The sequence below is a fragment of the Sphingomonas sp. OTU376 genome (genome assembly GCF_038440415.1).
GTDB lineage: Bacteria > Pseudomonadota > Alphaproteobacteria > Sphingomonadales > Sphingomonadaceae > Sphingomonas > Sphingomonas kyeonggiensis_A.
Window position 1 is genome coordinate 13,962 of the sequence record NZ_JASATQ010000059.1, and the last position, 18,495, is coordinate 32,456.

Genomic DNA, 18,495 nt, shown 5'->3' on the forward strand with positions numbered 1-18,495 from the left:
GGCGCGTCCGGTCGCTGCTTTCAGGCCGCCACCGCGCTGCGCCCGAACCGCCCCACAAGCCTCCCCGCCAGCACCAGCGCCACCAGCGCCACGGCTGCCCCGATGATCATGTCCGACAGGTAATGCGTCCCCTCCACCGGCGTCGCCAGCAGCATCGCCAGGGTGAGGAAGGTCAGCGGCCAGCGCAGGTTGCCGCAACGCCAGGCGGTGGCGATGTAGACGACGCCGGAGGCGGTGTGGAAGCTCGGGGCCGAGACCAGGCCGCGCAGCTCGTTGAGATTGACCTGTCCGATCTGGTGGGCGCGGAGCGCCGGGATGAGCTGTTCCTGCCAGATCGCGCTGGTTGGCATATAGGGGATCGGGCCCTTCCACAGATAGGTCAGCGGGCCGACGGCGGGCATGAACAGGTACAGGGTCAGGGTCAGGATCGCGGCCAGCCAGAAGCTGGCGAGAAAGCGGTGCGCCTCGCGGCGCTGGCCGCGGATCGCAAAGGCGATGAGCAGCGCGGCCGGGGTCACATAGATGCACTGATAGGCGGCCACGCCGAGCCGCTGGAGGCTGGGATGCGCGACGACCGTCTCGTACCAGGCGAGCCAGTGGAAATGCAGCGCCTCGTCGATCCGCTGGAGCGGGGCATCGGCATAGCCATGCGACAGCGCCGCCAGCGGATAGGTGGCAACCGCGCCGGTGAGCGCCATCGCCATGAACAGCCCGACATTCTCGGCGAGATCGGCCAGGCCCGGTGCCCAGCGCCGGCTGGTGCGGGACAGAGCGGGCCGGACGGCGAAGAGCAGCAGCAGCGCCGCGACATAGGCCAGGTTGGACGGCAGCAGCGGATCGATCCGCAGCCCGGCCTTCCACATCAGCGCCGCGCAGATCGCCATGCTCAGGCCGATCGCACCCCATAGCTGGGCGGGCCGGAAGCCGGCGGCGGATCCCGCGGGTCGGTTGGGCGCTACATCGGGAAGCGGCGGGAAAATGGCGGTGCCTGGCATGAGCCGGGCGCGAACGAAACTTGGCACCGGGCGCAGCGTAGCGAATTACCAAGGCGGCGCAATCGGATAGAAGACAGCCCACCGTCCCGCCCCGGGGCTGGGGCAAAGCGACGCTCTCAGGCGGCCTGACCGCTGCTCCAGCCCTTGCGCAGCTCGCAGACGTGCAGGATGTGGTCGTTGACCCGCTTCATCATGAGATTGGCGCTCAGGCGGTATTCCGGCCAGTTCTCGAGGACGTGGCGCCGCGCCCAGCGCAGGCCGAAATCGTCATAGTCGCGCTGGAGCTGGATGCAGTCGATCTTCAGCGCCCGTGCGTCGCGACGCGCTTCCGCCGAGCCGATACCCTGCTGGGCGGGCTCGTAAATCTCTTCATGGACAAAGCGCTGATAGGCAGCCAGCGCCTCGACCATCTCACGGCGGAGATGGCGCAGCGCATCCAGATCGGCACCCTTCACGGAGTCGGTGATCTGGGTGCGGGCGGTGGCCATGATCTCGATCAGTCGATCATGATGCCGGGTGAGAATATCGAGACGCCGTGACATTGCTTCATAATGGAGCAAATATCTTGCCAGAGCTTTACCGCCCGGCGGGCCGCGCCGCCCGAAGGAGCGACGCGGCCGGCGGTATCACGGCCTATCGCGTCGGGTAGTTCGGCGCCTCGCGGGTGATCGTCACGTCGTGGACGTGGCTCTCGCGCAGGCCGGCATTGGTGATGCGGACGAAACGGGCCTTCTTCTGGAACTCGTCGATGGTCGCGGCACCGACATAGCCCATCGACGCCTTCACGCCGCCGACCAGCTGGTGGATCACGTCCTTGGCCGGACCCTTGAACGCCACCTGGCCCTCGATGCCTTCCGGCACGAGCTTGAGCTGGTCCTTGACGTCCTGCTGGAAATAGCGGTCGGCCGAGCCGCGCGCCATCGCGCCGACCGAGCCCATGCCGCGGTACGACTTGTAGGCGCGGCCCTGGTAGAGGAAGGTCTCGCCCGGGGCTTCCTCGGTGCCTGCCAGCAGCGAGCCGATCATCGCGGTCGAGGCACCGGCGGCGATCGCCTTGGCGACGTCGCCCGAGGTGCGGATGCCGCCATCGGCGACCACCGGCACGTCATGCTTCGACGCTTCGTTGGCGGCTTCCATCACCGCGGTGAGCTGCGGCACGCCGACGCCGGCGACGACCCGGGTGGTGCAGATCGAGCCCGGGCCGATGCCGACCTTGATGCCGTCGGCGCCCGCGCCGATCAGCGCCTTGGCGGCTTCGGCGGTGGCGATGTTGCCGGCGATCACCTGGACGCGGTTGGAGAGCTTCTTCACGCGCTCGACGGCGCGGCTGACCTCGACATTGTGGCCGTGCGCGGTGTCGATCACGATCAGGTCGACCTCGGCATCGACCAGCGCCTCGGTGCGGGCAAAGCCCTTGTCGCCCACGGTGGTGGCGGCGGCGACGCAGAGGCGGCCGGCAGCGTCCTTGGTGGCGGACGGATAGTTCACCGCCTTCTCGATGTCCTTCACCGTGATCAGGCCGACGCAGCGATAGGCATCGTCGACGACCAGCAGCTTCTCGATGCGGCGCGAATGGAGCAGGCGGCGCGCCTCTTCCGAGCTGACGCCGACGCGGACGGTGGCAAGGTTGTCGTGCGTCATCAGCTCGGCAACCGGCTGGTCGAGCCGCTCGGCGAAGCGGACGTCACGGTTGGTGAGGATGCCGGCGAGCTTGCCCGACGCCTCGACGATCGGAATGCCGCTGATCCGGTGCTGGGCCATCAGCGCACGGGCCTCGGCCAGGGTGCCGGTGGGTGCCATGGTGATCGGGTTGACGACCATGCCGCTCTCGAAGCGCTTGACCGCGCGGACCGCCTCGACCTGCTCCTCGATGTCGAGATTGCGGTGGAGGACGCCGATGCCGCCGAGCTGCGCCATGACGATCGCCATGTCGGCTTCGGTGACGGTGTCCATCGCCGAGGAGAGGATCGGGATGTTGAGCGAGAGGCCGCGGGTTACCCGCGTACGGGTGTCGGCCATGCTCGGCAGGACTTCGGATTCCCCCGGATAGAGGAGAACGTCATCGAAGGTGAGGCCGAGGGGGATGTCCATGGGGTGCGCCAATGTCCTGATTCGGAAGTTGGCGGCCCATGTAACCGCGAGGGTCGGAAAGCGCTAGGGGGTCGGCGTCATCTTGTCGGTCGCAAAGCAACGCCTGCTCGACCATGACCTGCTGGCGGATGCTGCGCGAAAGCTCGACCGAGGCACGGCAATAGCCCGGCCAGTCGGCAGCGACCTCGCGCAGGCCCCAATTGCCGACATGCACGGTATACTCGATGCGCTTCTCGATGTTCGACTGGCGCAGCGCGGCGATCTGCTGGGCATGGACTCCGGTCGCCTCGCGCTCCAGCGCCTCGCAGAGCCGGTCGACCGTGGTGCGGCGCTCGCCATTCACCTTGGAGATGTAGAGCCGGACGCGCGACAGGCGCAGCTGGTCCAGCGTGGGCTGCGCGAGGAGATGTTCGAGCTCGTCGAGCGCGGCGAGCAGATCGCTGTGAAGCTTGGGCAGTCCGGGCATGTAGCTATAATAGACGCTGCCCGGCCTAGGTGGTCCTACCTAGGCAAGGAAATCATCCGATCCGGCATAATCCATCGCGCGATCGAGCAGCGCGCGGGCCTGATCGACGTGCATCGCCTCGATCATCCGGCCGTCATAGCGCTCGGCCCCGCCCGTAGCGGCGGCAACGAGGGCGCGGGCTTCCGCCAGTTCGGCCTCGCTGGGGCCGAATGCCTGGCCGGCGATGGCGATCTGGTTCGGGTGGATGAGCGACTTGCCGTCATAGCCGAGCGCCCTGCCCTCGCGGCATTCGGCGGCGAGACCCTGGGGATCGTCGAGCTTGTTGAACACGCCGTCGAGCGCCCAGACGCCGGCGGCGCGGGCGGCGAGGACGACGCTTTGCAGGGATACGCCCATCTGCGCACGCCCGCTGGAGGGCGGGAGGCGGAGCGAGGCGGCCAGGTCGTTGGTGCCGATGATGAGCCCGGCCAGGCCCGGTACCGCGGCGATCTCGGCGGCACCCAGCACGCCGCGCGGGGTTTCGATCATCACCAGCAACGGCTTGCCGAGCGCCCTGGCGACCTGCGCGACCTCTTCGGCACTTTCCGCCTTGGGCAGCACCGCGAAGTCGGCGCTGGAGCCCGCAATCGCCGCGACATCCTCGCCATGCTCGGCGGTGTCGATCGCGTTGATGCGGATCGCCGAGAGGCTGGCGGCAAAGCCCTGCCCCACCGCTTCGACCGCCGCGACGCGGGCGCTCACCTTGTCGGCCTGCTTCACCGCATCCTCGAGGTCGAGGATCACCAGATCGGCGCCGAGCCCCCGCGCCTTCTCGATCGCGCGCGGGTTCGAGGCCGGCAGGAACAGGGCGGTGCGCGGTGCGAGACGGGCTGTGGTCATGCCCCCTCTCTATGCTAGCAAGAGGCAAATCGTGAAGGGGGAGTCGGATGCTCGTACTCAATGTTTTCCTGGGCGCGGTCGCCGTGGTCGTCGTGCTCTACCTCTTCTCCAGCGTGACCATCGTCCGCCAGGGCTATCAGTACACGATCGAGCATTTCGGCCGCTTCACCAGCGTCGCCGGGCCGGGCTTCAACTTCTTCCCCGCCTTCTTCTACCGGGTCGGCCGCCGGGTGAACATGATGGAGCAGGTGATCGACATCCCCGGGCAGGAGATCATCACCAAGGACAATGCGATGATCTCCACCGACGGCGTGGTGTTCTTCCAGGTCCTCGACGCGGCCAAGGCGGCCTATGAGGTGAGCGACCTCTACATCGCGCTGCTCAACCTGGTGACGACCAACCTGCGCACCGTGATGGGCGCGATGGACCTGGACGAGACCTTGTCCAAGCGCGACGAGATCAATGCGCGACTGCTCTCGGTGGTCGATCACGCGACGACGCCCTGGGGCGTGAAGATCACCCGCGTCGAGATCAAGGACATCCGCCCGCCGGCCGACATCGTCAACGCCATGGCCCGCCAGATGAAGGCCGAGCGCGAGAAGCGCGCCAACATCCTCGAGGCCGAGGGCAGCCGCGCCGGCGCGATCCTGCGCGCCGAGGGCGAGAAGCAGTCGAAGATCCTCGAGGCCGAGGGCCGGCGCGAAGCCGCCTTCCGCGACGCCGAGGCACGCGAGCGCTCGGCCGAGGCGGAAGCCAAGGCGACCCAGCTGGTGTCCGACGCGATCGAGGCGGGATCGAGCCAGTCGCTCAACTATTTCATCGCGCAGAAATATGTCGAGGCGGTCGGCAAGTTCGCGACCAGCCCCAATGCCAAGACGATCCTGTTCCCGGTCGAGGCGACCCAGCTGATCGGCACGCTGGGCGGGATCGGGGAACTGGCCAAGGATGCGCTGGCTGGTGGCGGTGGCGGCAATGGCGGCGCCCCGCGCCCGCCGGCACCGCCCGCCCCGCCGCGCCCGCGTCCGTTCGAGCCCAAGGAGGGTTGAGATGAACCTGCAGGAGCTGCTCACCGTGAACACCGGCCTCGCCTGGCTGATCCTGGCGGCGCTGCTGGCCATCGCCGAGCTGCTGGCGCCGGGCATCTTCCTGGTGTTCATCGCCGCCGGCGCCGCGATCACCGGCATCGTCACATTGCTGGTGCCGGGCTTCGACCTCGTGTTCGAAGTGTTCCTGTTCGCCGCGGCATCGGCGGCGGCGGTGGCGCTCGGGCGCGGCTGGTATCGCAGCAACCCGGTGCCGAGCGCCGACCCGCTGCTCAACGACCGCGTCGCCCGGCTGGTCGGCCAGGTCGTCACCGTGGTCGAGCCGATCACCGCCGGCCAGGGCCGGGTGAAGGTGGGCGACGGCGAATGGCCGGCCAATGGCCCGGACACCCCCGCCGGCGCGCATGTCCGCATCACCGGCGCCCGCGACGGCTCGCTCGACGTCGAGCCGGCCTGAAGACTTTCGTTTCGAGGAAAATTGCATGGATACCACTCGTCGCCAGTTGTTGCTTGGCGCAGGCTCGACTCTGGCGCTCGCCGGCATGCCCGCTACGGCCCGCGCGTTCGCCGCCGGGAATGACGCGCCCGCCCAGGCCCTGCTCGACCGGGTCGCCGAGCAGATGCTGCGCGACTATCCCGAGACCGCGACCACGCTGGGCGTAGACAAGGACAAGCGCGCCAACCTGAAGCACCAGCTGATGGACCGCTCGGCCAAGGGCCAGGCGAAGATCGCCGCGAACCTGAAAAAGGCGCTGGCCGACATCGCCAGGCTCGACCTGAACGCGCTGAGCCCGGCGATGCGCACCAATATCGACGTGATCCAAGCGAGCTTCTCCAACGCGCTCAAGGGTTTCGGCTTCGGCTATGGCGATGTCGCGACCGGCAGCTGGCGCAACTCGCCCTATGTGGTGGTGCAGAATGTCGGCGCCTTCCTCGATACCCCGCGCATGCTCGACAGCGACCACCAGATCGCCGTGCCCGAGGATGCGGAGGGCTATCTCGACCGGCTGGAAAGCTATGCCGAGCAGCTGGACGGCGAGACCGAGCGGCTCAAGATCGCCGCCAGCAAGGGCGTGATCGCGCCCGACTTCCTGCTCGACAAATGCCTGAAGCAGATCAAGCAGGCGCGCAGCGGCGATCCGGCCGGCTGGGGCGTGGTCACCTCGCTGGCGAACCGCACCGCGGGAATGGACGGCGATTTCGGCGAGCGCGCCTGGCTGCTCGCCAAGGACAAGCTCACGCCGGCCCTGGATCGGCAGATCGCGGAGCTGGAAAAGCATCGCAAGCGCGCGACCAGCGATGCCGGCGTGTGGAAGTTCAGGGACGGCGACGCCTATTACGCCTGGGCGCTGAGCGCCGGCACCACCACGACGATGACGCCCGACGAAGTCCACCAGATGGGCCTCGACCAGCTGGCCAGGATCCAGTCCGAGATGGACGCGATCCTGAAGAAAGAAGGCTATTCTCAGGGCTCGGTCGGCGCGCGGATGGAAGCTTTGGGCAAGGATTCGCGCTTCACCTTCCCCGACAATGACGCCGGCCGTGCCGAGATCATCAAGTTCATGCAGGAACGCGTGAACGACATTCGCGGGCGGATGCCGCAGGCGTTCCACACGCTGGTGAAGGGCAATCTCGAGGTCCGCCGGCTGCCGCTGGAAGAGGAGCCCGGCGCACCCGGCGCCTATGGCGGCGCGGGCTCGATCGACGGCACCGTGCCGGGCAAGATCTGGCTCAACCTGCGCACTACCGCGCTGCACACGAAGTTCAGCCTGCCCGACCTGGCCTATCATGAGGGCATTCCCGGACATGTCTGGCAGGGCGAATATGCCAACCGGATGCCGCTGATCCGCAGCATCCTGGCGTTCAACGCCTATTCGGAAGGCTGGGCGCTCTACGCCGAGCAGCTGGCCGACGAGCTGGGTGTCTATGCGGAGAACCCGGCGGAGAAGCTCGGCTATCTCCAGTCGCTGGGCTTCCGCGCCTGCCGCCTGGTCGTCGACACCGGGCTGCATGCCAAGCGCTGGAGCCGGCAGAAGGCGATCGAGTGGTTCGTCACCGCCAATGGCTCCTCGGTCGAGGAAGTCTCGGGCGAAGTCGACCGCTATTGCTCGTGGCCGGGCCAGGCCTGCGGCTACAAGGTGGGGCATAGCGAGATCAATCGCCTGCGCGACAAGGCCAAGGGCGCGCTGGGCGACCGCTACGACTTCCGCGCCTTCAACGATGCCGTGGTGCTCGGCGGGAACGTGCCGATGACCGTGCTCGGCCATGTGATCGACCGGCATATCGCGGAGCGTAAGGCCTGACGCTGGGCCTGACCTGGCGCTGGGGCTATGCGCTCGCCGCGCTCCTGCTGTTCGCGGTGGAGGTGGCGATCGCGCTGTTCGTGCGCGATCGCTTCGTGCGGCCCTATCTGGGCGACGTGCTGGCGGTGATCCTGGTCTATTGCGGGCTGCGGGCGGTGCTGCCGCTCCGGTCCCTGCCCGCCGCCCTGAGCGCCTTCGCGATCGGCGCGGCGATCGAGATCGGGCAGGCGGCGCATGTGCTCGACCTGCTCGGGGTGCAGAACCGGGTGATCCGCGTGGTGCTGGGCGGCAGCTTCGAATGGCTCGACTTCCTGGCCTATGCCGCCGGCGCCGGGATCGCACTGGCGGTTGATCGGCGCGTGTTGTCCAGATAACACAGCAGGAAACCGGATCGGGGATCGGCAACAGTGGCTTTGCGTCGGGCGCGGCATGAATTCTGGGGCGATGGCCCTGCCTATCGCGCGATCGGCGGCTTCACCTATCACCGCCTCGCCGCCACCGCGCCCGAGCATGAAGTCGAGACGCACACGCATGACGAGGCGCATTTCGTGCTCGTCCTGTCGGGCGGCTACAAATCCTCTGCCAGGGACGCACCGGCGGTGTCGCGCACGCCGCTCCTGGTGTTCAATCCACCCGGCACCACGCACCGCGACCGTTTCCATCAGGGCCAGGGCAGCTTCCTCGCCATCTCGGGTGGTTATGAGCGCGGCGAAGGCCCGGCGGTGCGCGTGCTCGATCCCTATGCGATCTGGACCGCGCATGCCGTGGCGGCGCAGTTCGACCGGTCGGCACCCTCCCCGCTCGCCTTTGACGGGCGGGCGCACCAGCTGGTCGCCACGATGCAGCCGCTCTCCTCGGACGAAGCCCGCAACGCCAGCAAGCCGCCGAGCTGGCTGAAGCGCGTGTTCGAGATGACCTTCACCGCCGACGATCCCGAGCTGAGCGTCGCCGACCTCGCCGCCGAGGCGGGCGTGCATCCGGTGCATCTGGCGCGGGTCTTCCGCCGCTATCTCCACTGCACCCCGGGCGAGCATCTGCGCGGGCGTCGGCTCGAGCGCGCGGCGGCGATGCTGGGGAACGGCACCGCCTCGCTGGCGGAAGTCGCCTATGCGACCGGGTTCGTCGACCAGGCGCATCTCAGCCATGCCTTTCGCGACGCCTTTCGCGCCACGCCCTCACGCTGGCGGCGGGAGGTTGCGCGGATACAAGACGGCGGCGCATCGGCATCGCAGAGCGGCTGACGCAACAGATGAAAGCGTTTCGATGCGTAAAGCCCTTTTCTCCGCTCTTCTCGCCTGCGCGATGACCCTTCCCACCTCCCTTGCCGCGCAGGACGCGAAGCCGGAGCTTGTCGGCCTGTGGGCCGCGAAGAAGCGCTTCGGCCCCGATGTGCGCGGCACGCTCACCCTGGTGCGTGACGGCGCAAAATGGCGGGCCGAGATCGCCGGGCGCGAGGCGGTGGTCGAGCAGGCGAGCGACACGCTGCGCTTCACCCTGCCCGGTGAGCGCGGCAGCTTTCGCGGGCGGATCGAGGGCACCCGCATCCGCGGCCATTGGGTCCAGCCGCGCATGGCGACCAGCGGTATGCGCTTCTCGACGCCGGTGGTGCTGGAGGCGGCCGGCCCGTCGCAATGGCGCGGCGAGGTGCGGCCGCTCGACGACAGCTTCACGCTCTATCTGAAGGTGGATCGCGAGGCCGACGGGCGGCTCGGCGTGTTCATGCGCAATCCGGACCGCAATGTCGGGCGCAATGTCGACCTCAAGCATATCGAGCTGAAGGACGGGCGCGTCCGGCTGCTCGGCACACCCGGCGGGATGGCCGAGGAAGTCGAGATCGCCACCGGCAGCTTCGATGCGGAGAACAGACTGCTCTCGATCGTCATCCCCGGGCGCGGCAACACTTATGACTTCGAGCCCGCCGACGCGCTGAGCGACTTCTATCCCCGCCCCGGCCTCACCGCGCCTTATGCCTGGCGCGCGCCGCTGGCGAAGGGCGATGGCTGGCCGGTCTCGACGCTGGCGGCGGAGAAGATCGACCGGGCGGCGATCAAGCGCTTCGTCCAGATGCTGATCGACGAGCCGATCACCTCGGTCCATTCGCAGGAGATCCATGCGGTGCTCGTTGCCCGGCACGGCAGACTGGTGCTCGAGGAATATCTCCACGGCACCGATGGCGACGCGCTGCACGACACGCGCTCGGCGGCGAAGAGCCTGACCTCGGTGCTGGTCGGCGCGGCGATGCAGGACGGTGCGCGGATCGGGCCGGAGACGCCGGTCTATGCGACGCTGGAGAAGGCGCTTCCCGCCGATCTCGATCCGCGCAAGCGGGCGATGACGCTGAGCGACCTGCTCAGCATGGCCTCGGGCTTCCACTGCGACGACCGCGATCCCAAGGCGCCGGGCAATGAGGATGTGATGCAGAGCCAGGACGCGCAGCCGGACTGGTATCGCTATGCGCTCGACCTGCCGATGGTCGCCCAGCCGGGCGGCGAGCGGGTCTATTGCAGCACCAACCCCAATCTCGCCGGCGGCGTGCTCGCCAAGGTGACCGGCGAGCCGATCGAGGACAGTTTCGACCGGCTGATCGCGCGGCCGATGCAATTCGGCCCCTATGCGCTCAACCTGCAGCCGACGGGCGAGGTCTATATGGGCGGCGGCGCGCAGTTCCGGCCACGCGATTTCATGAAGCTCGGCCAGCTGATGCTGAACGGCGGCACCTGGCAGGGCAAGCGCATCCTGAGTGCCGATTGGGTGCAGCGCGCCACCGCGCCGCGCGGGCAGTTGCGCGGCCTGCATTACGGCTATCTCTGGTGGGGGATCGACCTGCCCTGGCAGGGCCAGACGCTGCCGGCCTATTATGCGGCGGGCAATGGTGGCCAGGTGGTGATCGTGGTGCCGAAGCTGGACCTGGTCGTCGCGATCTTCGGCGGCAACTACGGGGACAAGGTGATGTACGTGCCCCAGGAGAAATACACGCCGGAGCATATCCTGCCGGCGGTGCGCTGAGCGCAGGGGCTCGCCGGCGCACGGCGAGCCCCTGCTACGGATCAGCTCTTGCCGCCGAGGAAGCCTGAAGCGAGCCCGCCGAGCTGGCCGAGCACGCCTTCGCCGTCGCCTTTCAGCAGATTGGCGAAATGGCCGAGCGAGCCTTCGCCGCCGATATGGCCGATGATCTCCTGGAGCTTCTCGACCGGCAGCCCGGTGGCGCCGGCGGCGCCTTCGGCGGTGTCGGTGTCCATCGGATGGAACTTGGCGAGCGCCTGCACCGCCTGCTCGACATGCTCGGGCGAGAGCCCGACCTTTGCCGCGAGATTGGCGATGTCCACATTCTGCGTGACCTGGCCGAGGATGCCGTCGAGGATGCTCATACTATTACCTCCCAATGGGTGATTGGAACGGCATCGTATCTAGCACGCCGACTCGTCCGCGCCCAACGGCAATGGTGCCCGGTCCGGCGGAACGAAGCCGCGGCGCGCCGGGACGGAGAAAAGCAGCTCGCGGCTGTAGAAGCCGAGCGGCCAGTCCCGCCGCCCGACCCGCGAGCGCAGCAGCCCGTTGACCCGCTCGACCAGCCCGGTCTCGCCGGCCTGCGCCAGGAACAGGCGCACCCCGGCGACATAAGCCCGGGTGATCGTGTCGTGATAGCCGCCCTTGTCGTCATTCACCCCGCCCACGCTTTCGTTGAAGCGCGAGATCAGCCCGGCGATCTCGGCATCCACGTCCACATCTGGGCGCTCGGCGATCAGGTAGAGGCAGGCGGCGAGATGCGCCTCATGGGTCCACTCCTCCTTCGCGAGCGAACAGGCGAGCAGTCCTTCGCCGAGATGGATGATCTCGGCGTCGGTGGCGAACAGTCTTGGCGAGAACTCGGTCATCGATCGGGCTCCTATCGCCCGATCGATGACCGGGCCAGTTATGCTGTGGTTACCTGCGGTGCCGCTTCGCGCACCCCTTGATCGACATGATCCGCGAACTGGGCGAAGTTCTCGACGAACTGGTCGACGAGCCGGCCGGCCGTGGCGTCATAGTCGGCCTTGTTCGACCAGGTCGCGCGCGGATCGAGGATCGCGCTGTCCACGCCGTTGACCGCCACCGGCACCATGAACCCGAAATTCGGGTCCTTGCGGAATTCGGCCTGGGCCAGGCTGCCGTCGAGCGCGGCGTTGAGCAGCGCGCGCGTCACCTTGATCGGCATGCGCTTGATCCCCGGATCGGTGGCGCGGCCGCCGCTCCAGCCGGTGTTGACCAGCCAGCAATCGACCCCGCCCTTGGCGATCCGCTCCTTGAGCAGATTGCCGTACACTGCCGGATGGCGCGGCATGAAGGCAGCGCCGAAGCAGGTCGAGAAGGTCGCCTCGGGCTCGGTCACGCCGATCTCGGTGCCGGCCACCTTGGCGGTATAGCCCGAGAGGAAGTGGTACATCGCCTGGTCGGGCGTCAGCTTCGCGATCGGCGGCATCACCCCGAAGGCGTCCGCGGTCAGGAAGATGATGTTGCGCGGCACCGGCCCGAGATTGTGCTTGGAGGTGTTGGGGATGAAGTCGATCGGATAGGCGCCGCGGCTGTTCTCGGCCAGGCTGTTGTCCGCCAGGTCGAGCGTGCGGCTCGCCTCGTCCATCACGACATTCTCGAGCACCGTGCCGAAGCGCCTGGTGGTCGCGAAGATCTCCGGCTCGGCCTCGGCCGAGAGATTGATCATCTTGGCGTAGCAGCCGCCCTCGAAATTGAAGACGGCGGTGTCGGACCAGCCATGCTCGTCATCGCCGATGAGCGTGCGCGACGCATCGGCCGAGAGTGTGGTCTTGCCGGTGCCCGACAGGCCGAAGAACACCGCGGTGTCGCCTTCGGGTCCGATATTGGCCGAGCAGTGCATCGGCATGATGCCGTCGACCGGCAGCAGATAGTTGAGCAGCCCGAAGACGCTCTTCTTCATCTCGCCGGCATAGGCGGTGCCGCCGATCAGGATCAGCTTCTCGGTGAAGTTGACCGCGATCACCGTCTCGCTGCGGGTGCCGTGGCGATCGGGATCTGCGCGGAAGCTCGGCAGGTCGATGATCGTGTATTCGGGCACGAACCCGGCCAGCTCGGCGCCCTCGGGACGGACCAGCATCGTGCGGATGAACAAATTGTGCCAGGCCAGCTCGTTGATCACGCGGACGTTGACCCGGTGCTCGGGCTGCGAGCCGCCATAGAGGTCCTGGACGAACAGCGTATCGCGATTGGCGACTTCGGCGAGGAAGTCGGCCTTGAGCGCCGCGAAATGCGCCGGGCTCATGTCCTTGTTGACCTTGCCCCACCAGACGCTGTCCTCGGTGGTGGCGTCACGGACGATGAACTTGTCCTTGGCGCTGCGCCCGGTGTGCTTGCCGGTGGTGACGACCAGCGGACCGTCCTTGGCCAGCTTGCCTTCGGCGCGGGACACGGCCTGCTCGACCAGCTGGGCGGTTTCGAGATTCCAGAAAATATCGGCCCCGGTCCCGATGCCCATAGCATCGAGACCGTGGCGCGGCGTGCGCTCAGTCAAATTTGCCTCCGTCTCCAAACACCCTGTGGGTGATCTGCCCAGGCTGTTGCCGCCCGGTGCAATATTATTGCGTGGCCATAAGCCCCTGCCGAAACTAGGGTCAACCCGAGTAAACGTTGTCAGCCGATTGAGCGGCGAAGAAGTTTCGGTTACGCCGTCAAATCAATGGTTCCGAGTGTCGCAAACGCATGACCGCTACGATCGCGCTGGTCGATGATGACCGCAATATCCTCACTTCCGTCTCGATCGCCCTGCAGACCGAGGGCTTCCTGACGCGCGTCTATTCCGACGGTGAGAGCGCGCTGAAGGCGCTGATCGACAATCCGCCCGACCTGGCGGTGCTCGACATCAAGATGCCGAAGATGGACGGGCTCGAGCTGCTGCGGAAGCTGCGCGAGAAGAGCACGATTCCGGTTATCTTCCTGACCAGCAAGGACGACGAGCTCGACGAGGCACTCGGCCTGGCGATGGGCGCGGACGATTACATCGCCAAGCCGTTCAGCCAGCGCCTGCTGATCGCCCGCATCCGCGCGATCCTGCGCCGCACCGAAGCCGCGCAGCCGAGCGCGGAGGGTGGCGAGGAAGTCACCGCCGAGGCGCTGGAGCGCGGCCGGCTGACGATGGACCCGGCGCGCCACCGCGTAACCTGGAACGGCACCAACGTGACGCTGACCGTCACCGAGTTCCTGATCCTCGAGACGCTGGCGCAGCGCCCGGGCATCGTGAAGACCCGCAACCAGCTGATGGATGCCGCCTATCAGGACGACATCTATGTCGACGACCGAACGATCGACAGCCACATCAAGCGCGTCCGCCGCAAATTCCGGCAAGTCGATTCGGAATTCGATGCTATCGAGACGCTCTATGGCGCGGGCTACCGGTTCTCGGACGAATAGGGACGAGCGCGACCTCGCGCTCAAATGGTCCAATCGCGTCAGCCTGACGCCGCGCATCCTCGCGGTGAACATCTTCGCGCTCGCGCTGCTGGGCGGCGGCTTCTCCTACCTCGATTCGTACCGCAGCCGCATCGTCGACAGCCGGGTTGAGCAGGCCGGGCGCGAGGTGCGGCTGATCGCCCAGGCGCTCGCCTCCGCCAAGGACGAGAAGCGCCGCGACCTGCTGGTGCTCAGCCTCGCCCGCGATACCGGCACCCGCATCCGGCTGTTCGACGAGAAGGGCAAGCTGCTTGCCGACAGCAAGGCGCTGGGCCTGCGCAACGTGGTGCTGCGCGATCCGGACAAGGATCCCTGGGGGCTGGAGGCGGCGCGCATCCTCGACGCGGTGATCGACACGGTGGCGGGTGCGGACCGCGCCCCGCTCTATCGCGAGCGCCCGGTCGACCAGGGCCTCGAATGGCCGGACGTGCGCACCGCCATGTCCGCCCATGGCACGCCGGCGACCGTATGGCGCGCGCCCGATCGCACCCCGGTGATCACCGCCGCCGCGCCGATCACCGAGCTCGGCGTGGTGATGACCACGGTGAACGCCCGCGACATCACCCAGACCGTCCGCGCCGAACGCTTCCGGCTCGGCATGGTGCTGCTGTTCGTCTCGGTATTCTCGATCCTGCTCTCGCTGTTCCTGGCGCGGACGATCGTGCGGCCGCTGCGCCTGCTCGCCCGTGCCGCGATCCGTGTGCGGCTGGGGCGCGCGCGCGAAGTGGTGGTCCCGCGCCTGCCCGACCGCAGCGACGAGATCGGCCTGCTCGCCCGCGCGCTTTCCGACATGACCGGCGCGCTGCGCGCCCGGATCGACGCGACCGAAGCCTTTGCGGCGGACGTGACGCACGAGCTGAAGAACCCCCTGGCCTCGCTCCGCTCCGCCGTCGACAGCCTGGCGGCGGTGAAGAAGCAGGAACATCGCGACCAGCTGCTCGAGATCGTCCGCGACGACGTGCTGCGGCTCGACCGGCTGATCACCGATATCTCCGAGGCCTCGCGCCTCGACGCGCAGCTCAGCCGCGCGACCTTCGAGCCGGTGGACATCGGGGCGATGATCCGCGCGCTGCTCGACCAGCGCGAGGCACGCGGCATCCCGAACGGCATCCGCATCGCCTTTGATTGCGCGGCGGGGACCGAGCTTACCATCTTGGGCGAAGGCGCCCGGCTGGAGCGGGTGTTCGAGAATCTGATCGAGAATGCGATCTCCTTCTCGCCGACTGGAGGCCTGATCGCGATCTCCGCCTCGAGCGACGAGGAAGACCTGACTATCCGGGTGGAGGACGAAGGACCCGGCGTGCCCCAGGAAGCGCGTGAGAATATCTTCCGCCGCTTCCACTCGGTACGCCCCCAGCAGGAGGCCTTTGGCCAGCATTCCGGACTGGGGCTTGCCATCGCCCGTACGATCGTCGAGGGCCACCAGGGGAGCATTTCAGTCGAATCGCGGGAGGATCGATTGAGCGGGGCGCGTTTCGTGGTGCGACTGCCTTTGGCGGGACGCAATTAATGGCAGAGCTGTCTTCTGAATCGATCCTCGCGGCCTGCGTGGCGATCGACGGGCGCGGCGTGCTGATCGAGGCGCGCGAGGATGCGCAGCGCGTCGACCTGCTGCTCCGGCTGCTCGATCGCGGTGCCACGCTGGTGGTCGATCCACGCACGGTCTGTGTGCGCCGGGGCAAGGCGCTCTACGCCACCGTGCCGGTGGGCCTGGGCGGCAAGGTCGAGATTCGCGGCATCGGCCCGGTGGCGATGCCCAACCTCGAGGAAGCGCCGGTCGCGCTGGTCGCGGTGGTGCTGGATGCCTCCCCGCGCCTGCCCGAGGATCGCCGCACCCGCCGCATCGCCGGGGTGGACGTGCCGGTGATCGCGCTGGGCCCCAATGAGCCGTCCGCGCCGATCAAGGTGGAATATGCGCTCAAGGCGCTCGCCAAATGAGCAAGGCACGGCCGAAACAGATATTGCTCGTCACCGGCATGTCCGGCGCCGGCAAGTCGACGGTGCTGCGCACGCTCGAGGACCTGGGCTGGGAGACCGTCGACAATCTCCCGCTGCTGCTGCTCAACCGCCTGCTCGATACCGCACCTGCCGAGGCGGATGACGACCGCCCGCTGGCGATCGGCATCGGCAGCACGACGCGCGGCTTCGATCCCGAAAGCATCGTCCGCCGCATCAAGAAGCTGCGCGAGGAGCATGGCCATGATGTCGGCACGCTCTTCCTCGAATGCGCGGGCGCCGAGCTCGAGCGCCGCTATTCGGAGACGCGCCGCCGCCATCCGCTGGCGCAGGACCGCCCGGCGCAGGACGGCATCGCCCATGAGCGCGAGCTGCTCACGCCGCTGCGCCGCTGGGCGAACCGGCTGATCGACACCACCGATCTCAGCGCGAACGAACTGGCCCAGCAGATTCGCAGGACCTTCTCGGGCGAGGGCCTGGGCGAGACAGTGATCTCCGTCCTATCCTTCGGCTTCGCCCGCGGCCTGCCGCGCGACGCGGACCTGGTGTTCGACATGCGCTTCCTCAGAAACCCGCACTGGGTGCCGGAACTGCGCCCGGGCACCGGCAAGGATGCCGATGTGTCGGCCTATATCGCCGCGGATCCCGCCTATCCGGCATCGATGGAGCAGATCGAGTCGCTGCTGCTTTTGTTGCTCCCGCGTTACCAGGCCGAGGGAAAGGCGTACGTTACGATAGCGTTCGGATGCACGGGGGGCCGTCACCGCTCGGTGCATGTCGCCGAACGGATGGCCGCCCGGTTGCGCGACGCGGGTTTTTCGCCCACGGTGACGCATCGTGATACCAAGACCGCGCCGCAGGACTCGCTGGAGGGGCTACCGGTGACCGTGGCAGGGGGCGGAGTTTGAGATGATCGGTTTGGTGCTCGTGACGCACGGACGACTCGCGGAGGAGTTCGTAGTCGCGATGGAGCATGTAGTCGGGAAGCAGGAGCAGATCGCTTCGATCTGCATCGGCCCCGAGGATGACATGGAAGGTCGCCGCGCGGACATCGCCGCGGCGATCAAGGGCGTCGATTCGGGCCGCGGCGTGATCGTGCTGAGCGATCTGTTCGGTGGTACGCCTTCGAATCTCGCCATCTCGCTGATGGAAGCAGGCAAGGTGGAGGTGATCGCCGGCATCAACCTGCCGATGCTGATTCGCCTGGGCAGCGCGCGCAAGACGATGAAGGTCACCGAAGCGGTGGCCGCGGCGCGCGATGCGGGCCGCAAGTACATCACCGTCGCATCCGAAGTCCTGGGAGAGGCTGCCGCTTGAGTCGCACGATCCGAACCGTCACGATTGAGAACAAGCGCGGCTTGCACGCGCGCGCCAGCATGGCCTTCGTGACGCTTGCCACCGCCCAATCCGTGGAACTCACCGTCGAGAAGGACGGCAACACCGCCTCGGGCACGTCGATCCTCGACCTGATGATGCTCGGCGCCGCCAAGGGCGACACGATCTCGATCAGCGCCGAGGGCGATGGCGCGGACGGCGCGGTGCAGGCGCTGGTCGAGCTCGTCGAAGCGCGGTTCAACGAGGAATAGCCCTGCCCCGCTCAGGGACGGATGCCGGCATCCTCGAAATCCAGCACCACGCTTGACCGCGCGGCGATCGCCGCCCTGGTATCCGCCGCGCCACCCGCATCGCCCAGCTTCAGGCGCGCGATGCCGCGGCCATAGGCTGCGTCGACCAGCATCTTGTGCTGCATGTCGCGCATTTCCCGGTTGCCGAGCGCTTCGTTGAAATCCGCCAGCGCTTCCTTGTAGAGGCCCAGCGCCAGTTCGACACGGCCGCGATTGACCAGGGTCCAGCCTTGCCGGCCGGTGCCGTCCACCGCCGCGTTGCAATAGGGCATGGCGTTCTCGACATCGAAACCATAGCGGCCGCGGGCGAAGCACGACATGTTTGCCAGGCTCTTGTCCTCGGGGTGATTGCGGACATTGGCGTCCGCGATCGACAGCATCGCCTCGGGATGCCCGGCGGCGGCGGCAACATAGGCCTTCTGCGTAGCGGCGGAACCGCTTCTCTCCGGATGTTCGCTCGCAAGCGCGTCATAGGCCGCGTCGATCTGCTGGCGGCCCGCTGGCTCGGCGACCACGCGCTTCAAAGCCCGCCAGGGCAGGCCGCACAAGCCCTTCTCCCGCTTGATATTGGCGGTCATTTCCTTCGCGCTGGTCTTGTCGCCATTGGGGAATGAACAATCCGCCGCGGGCCCCGGCGCCGGCCGGGGCAATATTTTGCAAAGCCCCCCGAGAAAAGGC

At 67.6% G+C, this 18,495-nt stretch carries 21 protein-coding genes; 12 read left to right on the forward strand and 9 right to left on the reverse strand.

Annotation, left to right across the window (positions count from 1 at the left end):
- Positions 1-20: 20 nt before the first annotated feature.
- The 5 genes from AAHM44_RS19605 to AAHM44_RS19625 all read right to left on the reverse strand — a co-directional run bounded on the left by AAHM44_RS19605 (position 21) and on the right by AAHM44_RS19625 (position 4,431).
- On the reverse strand, positions 21-1,022 hold the full coding sequence (locus AAHM44_RS19605) for a phosphatase PAP2 family protein (protein ID WP_342251042.1): 1,002 nt from the start codon (positions 1,020-1,022) through the stop codon (positions 21-23).
- An 89-nt stretch (positions 1,023-1,111) separates the two neighbouring features.
- Positions 1,112-1,537: a hypothetical protein gene (locus tag AAHM44_RS19610; protein WP_269575207.1), complete on the reverse strand. Its 426-nt coding sequence runs from the start codon at positions 1,535-1,537 to the stop codon at positions 1,112-1,114.
- Between the two features lie 91 nt (positions 1,538-1,628).
- Positions 1,629-3,086, reverse strand: a complete 1,458-nt coding sequence (guaB, locus tag AAHM44_RS19615) for an IMP dehydrogenase (protein WP_269575206.1) — start codon at positions 3,084-3,086, stop codon at positions 1,629-1,631.
- Positions 3,055-3,552 (reverse strand): hypothetical protein, encoded by a 498-nt coding sequence (locus AAHM44_RS19620; RefSeq protein ID WP_269575205.1) that lies wholly within the window; start codon positions 3,550-3,552, stop codon positions 3,055-3,057. Before AAHM44_RS19620 ends, guaB begins: the two co-directional genes overlap by 32 nt.
- Positions 3,553-3,591: 39 nt before the next feature.
- Positions 3,592-4,431, reverse strand: a complete 840-nt coding sequence (locus tag AAHM44_RS19625) for an HpcH/HpaI aldolase/citrate lyase family protein (RefSeq protein ID WP_342251043.1) — start codon at positions 4,429-4,431, stop codon at positions 3,592-3,594.
- 47 nt (positions 4,432-4,478) lie between these two features.
- Here AAHM44_RS19625 and AAHM44_RS19630 point away from each other — a divergent pair, with 47 nt between their 5' ends.
- From AAHM44_RS19630 to AAHM44_RS19655, 6 genes are all read left to right on the forward strand, one after another.
- Complete coding sequence (locus tag AAHM44_RS19630) at positions 4,479-5,477, forward strand: SPFH domain-containing protein (protein WP_184166592.1); 999 nt, start codon at positions 4,479-4,481, stop codon at positions 5,475-5,477.
- A gap of 1 nt (position 5,478) precedes the next feature.
- Positions 5,479-5,931: an NfeD family protein gene (locus AAHM44_RS19635; RefSeq protein WP_184166595.1), complete on the forward strand. Its 453-nt coding sequence runs from the start codon at positions 5,479-5,481 to the stop codon at positions 5,929-5,931.
- Between the two features lie 25 nt (positions 5,932-5,956).
- On the forward strand, positions 5,957-7,777 hold the full coding sequence (locus tag AAHM44_RS19640) for a DUF885 domain-containing protein (RefSeq protein ID WP_342251044.1): 1,821 nt from the start codon (positions 5,957-5,959) through the stop codon (positions 7,775-7,777).
- Positions 7,778-7,839: 62 nt separating this feature from the next.
- Complete coding sequence (locus tag AAHM44_RS19645; protein ID WP_342251045.1) at positions 7,840-8,151, forward strand: ribosomal maturation YjgA family protein; 312 nt, start codon at positions 7,840-7,842, stop codon at positions 8,149-8,151.
- Positions 8,152-8,184: 33 nt separating this feature from the next.
- Entirely contained in the window at positions 8,185-9,018 is an 834-nt protein-coding gene (locus AAHM44_RS19650; RefSeq protein ID WP_342251046.1) for a helix-turn-helix transcriptional regulator, read from the forward strand.
- A 22-nt stretch (positions 9,019-9,040) separates the two neighbouring features.
- On the forward strand, positions 9,041-10,783 hold the full coding sequence (locus AAHM44_RS19655) for a serine hydrolase domain-containing protein (protein ID WP_342251047.1): 1,743 nt from the start codon (positions 9,041-9,043) through the stop codon (positions 10,781-10,783).
- A 41-nt stretch (positions 10,784-10,824) separates the two neighbouring features.
- Here the strand turns inward: AAHM44_RS19655 and AAHM44_RS19660 are convergent, their stop codons facing one another.
- From AAHM44_RS19660 to AAHM44_RS19670, 3 genes are read right to left on the reverse strand one after another with little or no spacing between them, the layout of a single operon-like run.
- A complete protein-coding gene (locus tag AAHM44_RS19660) occupies positions 10,825-11,145 on the reverse strand; it encodes a hypothetical protein (RefSeq protein ID WP_184166609.1) in 321 nt (106 codons plus the stop codon).
- 39 nt (positions 11,146-11,184) lie between these two features.
- Complete coding sequence (locus AAHM44_RS19665) at positions 11,185-11,652, reverse strand: hypothetical protein (protein WP_342251048.1); 468 nt, start codon at positions 11,650-11,652, stop codon at positions 11,185-11,187.
- Positions 11,653-11,690: 38 nt separating this feature from the next.
- Positions 11,691-13,301, reverse strand: a complete 1,611-nt coding sequence (locus tag AAHM44_RS19670; RefSeq protein ID WP_342251049.1) for a phosphoenolpyruvate carboxykinase — start codon at positions 13,299-13,301, stop codon at positions 11,691-11,693.
- A 188-nt stretch (positions 13,302-13,489) separates the two neighbouring features.
- Between AAHM44_RS19670 and AAHM44_RS19675 the strand changes: the two genes are divergently transcribed.
- The 6 genes from AAHM44_RS19675 to AAHM44_RS19700 are packed head-to-tail and all read left to right on the forward strand — an operon-like array spanning position 13,490 to position 17,778.
- Entirely contained in the window at positions 13,490-14,197 is a 708-nt protein-coding gene (locus AAHM44_RS19675) for a response regulator transcription factor (RefSeq protein WP_184166614.1), read from the forward strand.
- The gene (locus tag AAHM44_RS19680) at positions 14,166-15,746 is read left to right on the forward strand and encodes a sensor histidine kinase (RefSeq protein ID WP_269575199.1); all 1,581 of its coding nucleotides are present in this window, start codon (positions 14,166-14,168) and stop codon (positions 15,744-15,746) included. The genes AAHM44_RS19675 and AAHM44_RS19680 overlap by 32 nt, the downstream gene beginning before the upstream one ends.
- Positions 15,746-16,174 carry an aldolase gene (locus AAHM44_RS19685; protein ID WP_269575198.1) on the forward strand — a complete coding sequence of 143 codons (429 nt, stop codon included), beginning with the start codon at positions 15,746-15,748 and terminating at the stop codon, positions 16,172-16,174. The genes AAHM44_RS19680 and AAHM44_RS19685 overlap by 1 nt, the downstream gene beginning before the upstream one ends.
- Positions 16,171-17,100, forward strand: a complete 930-nt coding sequence (gene rapZ, locus AAHM44_RS19690; protein ID WP_269575197.1) for an RNase adapter RapZ — start codon at positions 16,171-16,173, stop codon at positions 17,098-17,100. Before AAHM44_RS19685 ends, rapZ begins: the two co-directional genes overlap by 4 nt.
- 1 nt (position 17,101) lies before the next feature.
- A complete protein-coding gene (locus tag AAHM44_RS19695; protein ID WP_184166625.1) occupies positions 17,102-17,509 on the forward strand; it encodes a PTS sugar transporter subunit IIA in 408 nt (135 codons plus the stop codon).
- Positions 17,506-17,778, forward strand: coding sequence for an HPr family phosphocarrier protein (locus AAHM44_RS19700; protein ID WP_184166628.1), 273 nt, complete (start codon positions 17,506-17,508; stop codon positions 17,776-17,778). The genes AAHM44_RS19695 and AAHM44_RS19700 overlap by 4 nt, the downstream gene beginning before the upstream one ends.
- Before the next feature lie 11 nt (positions 17,779-17,789).
- Here the strand turns inward: AAHM44_RS19700 and AAHM44_RS19705 are convergent, their stop codons facing one another.
- Positions 17,790-18,395, reverse strand: coding sequence for a hypothetical protein (locus AAHM44_RS19705; protein WP_342251050.1), 606 nt, complete (start codon positions 18,393-18,395; stop codon positions 17,790-17,792).
- Positions 18,396-18,495 lie beyond the last annotated feature (100 nt).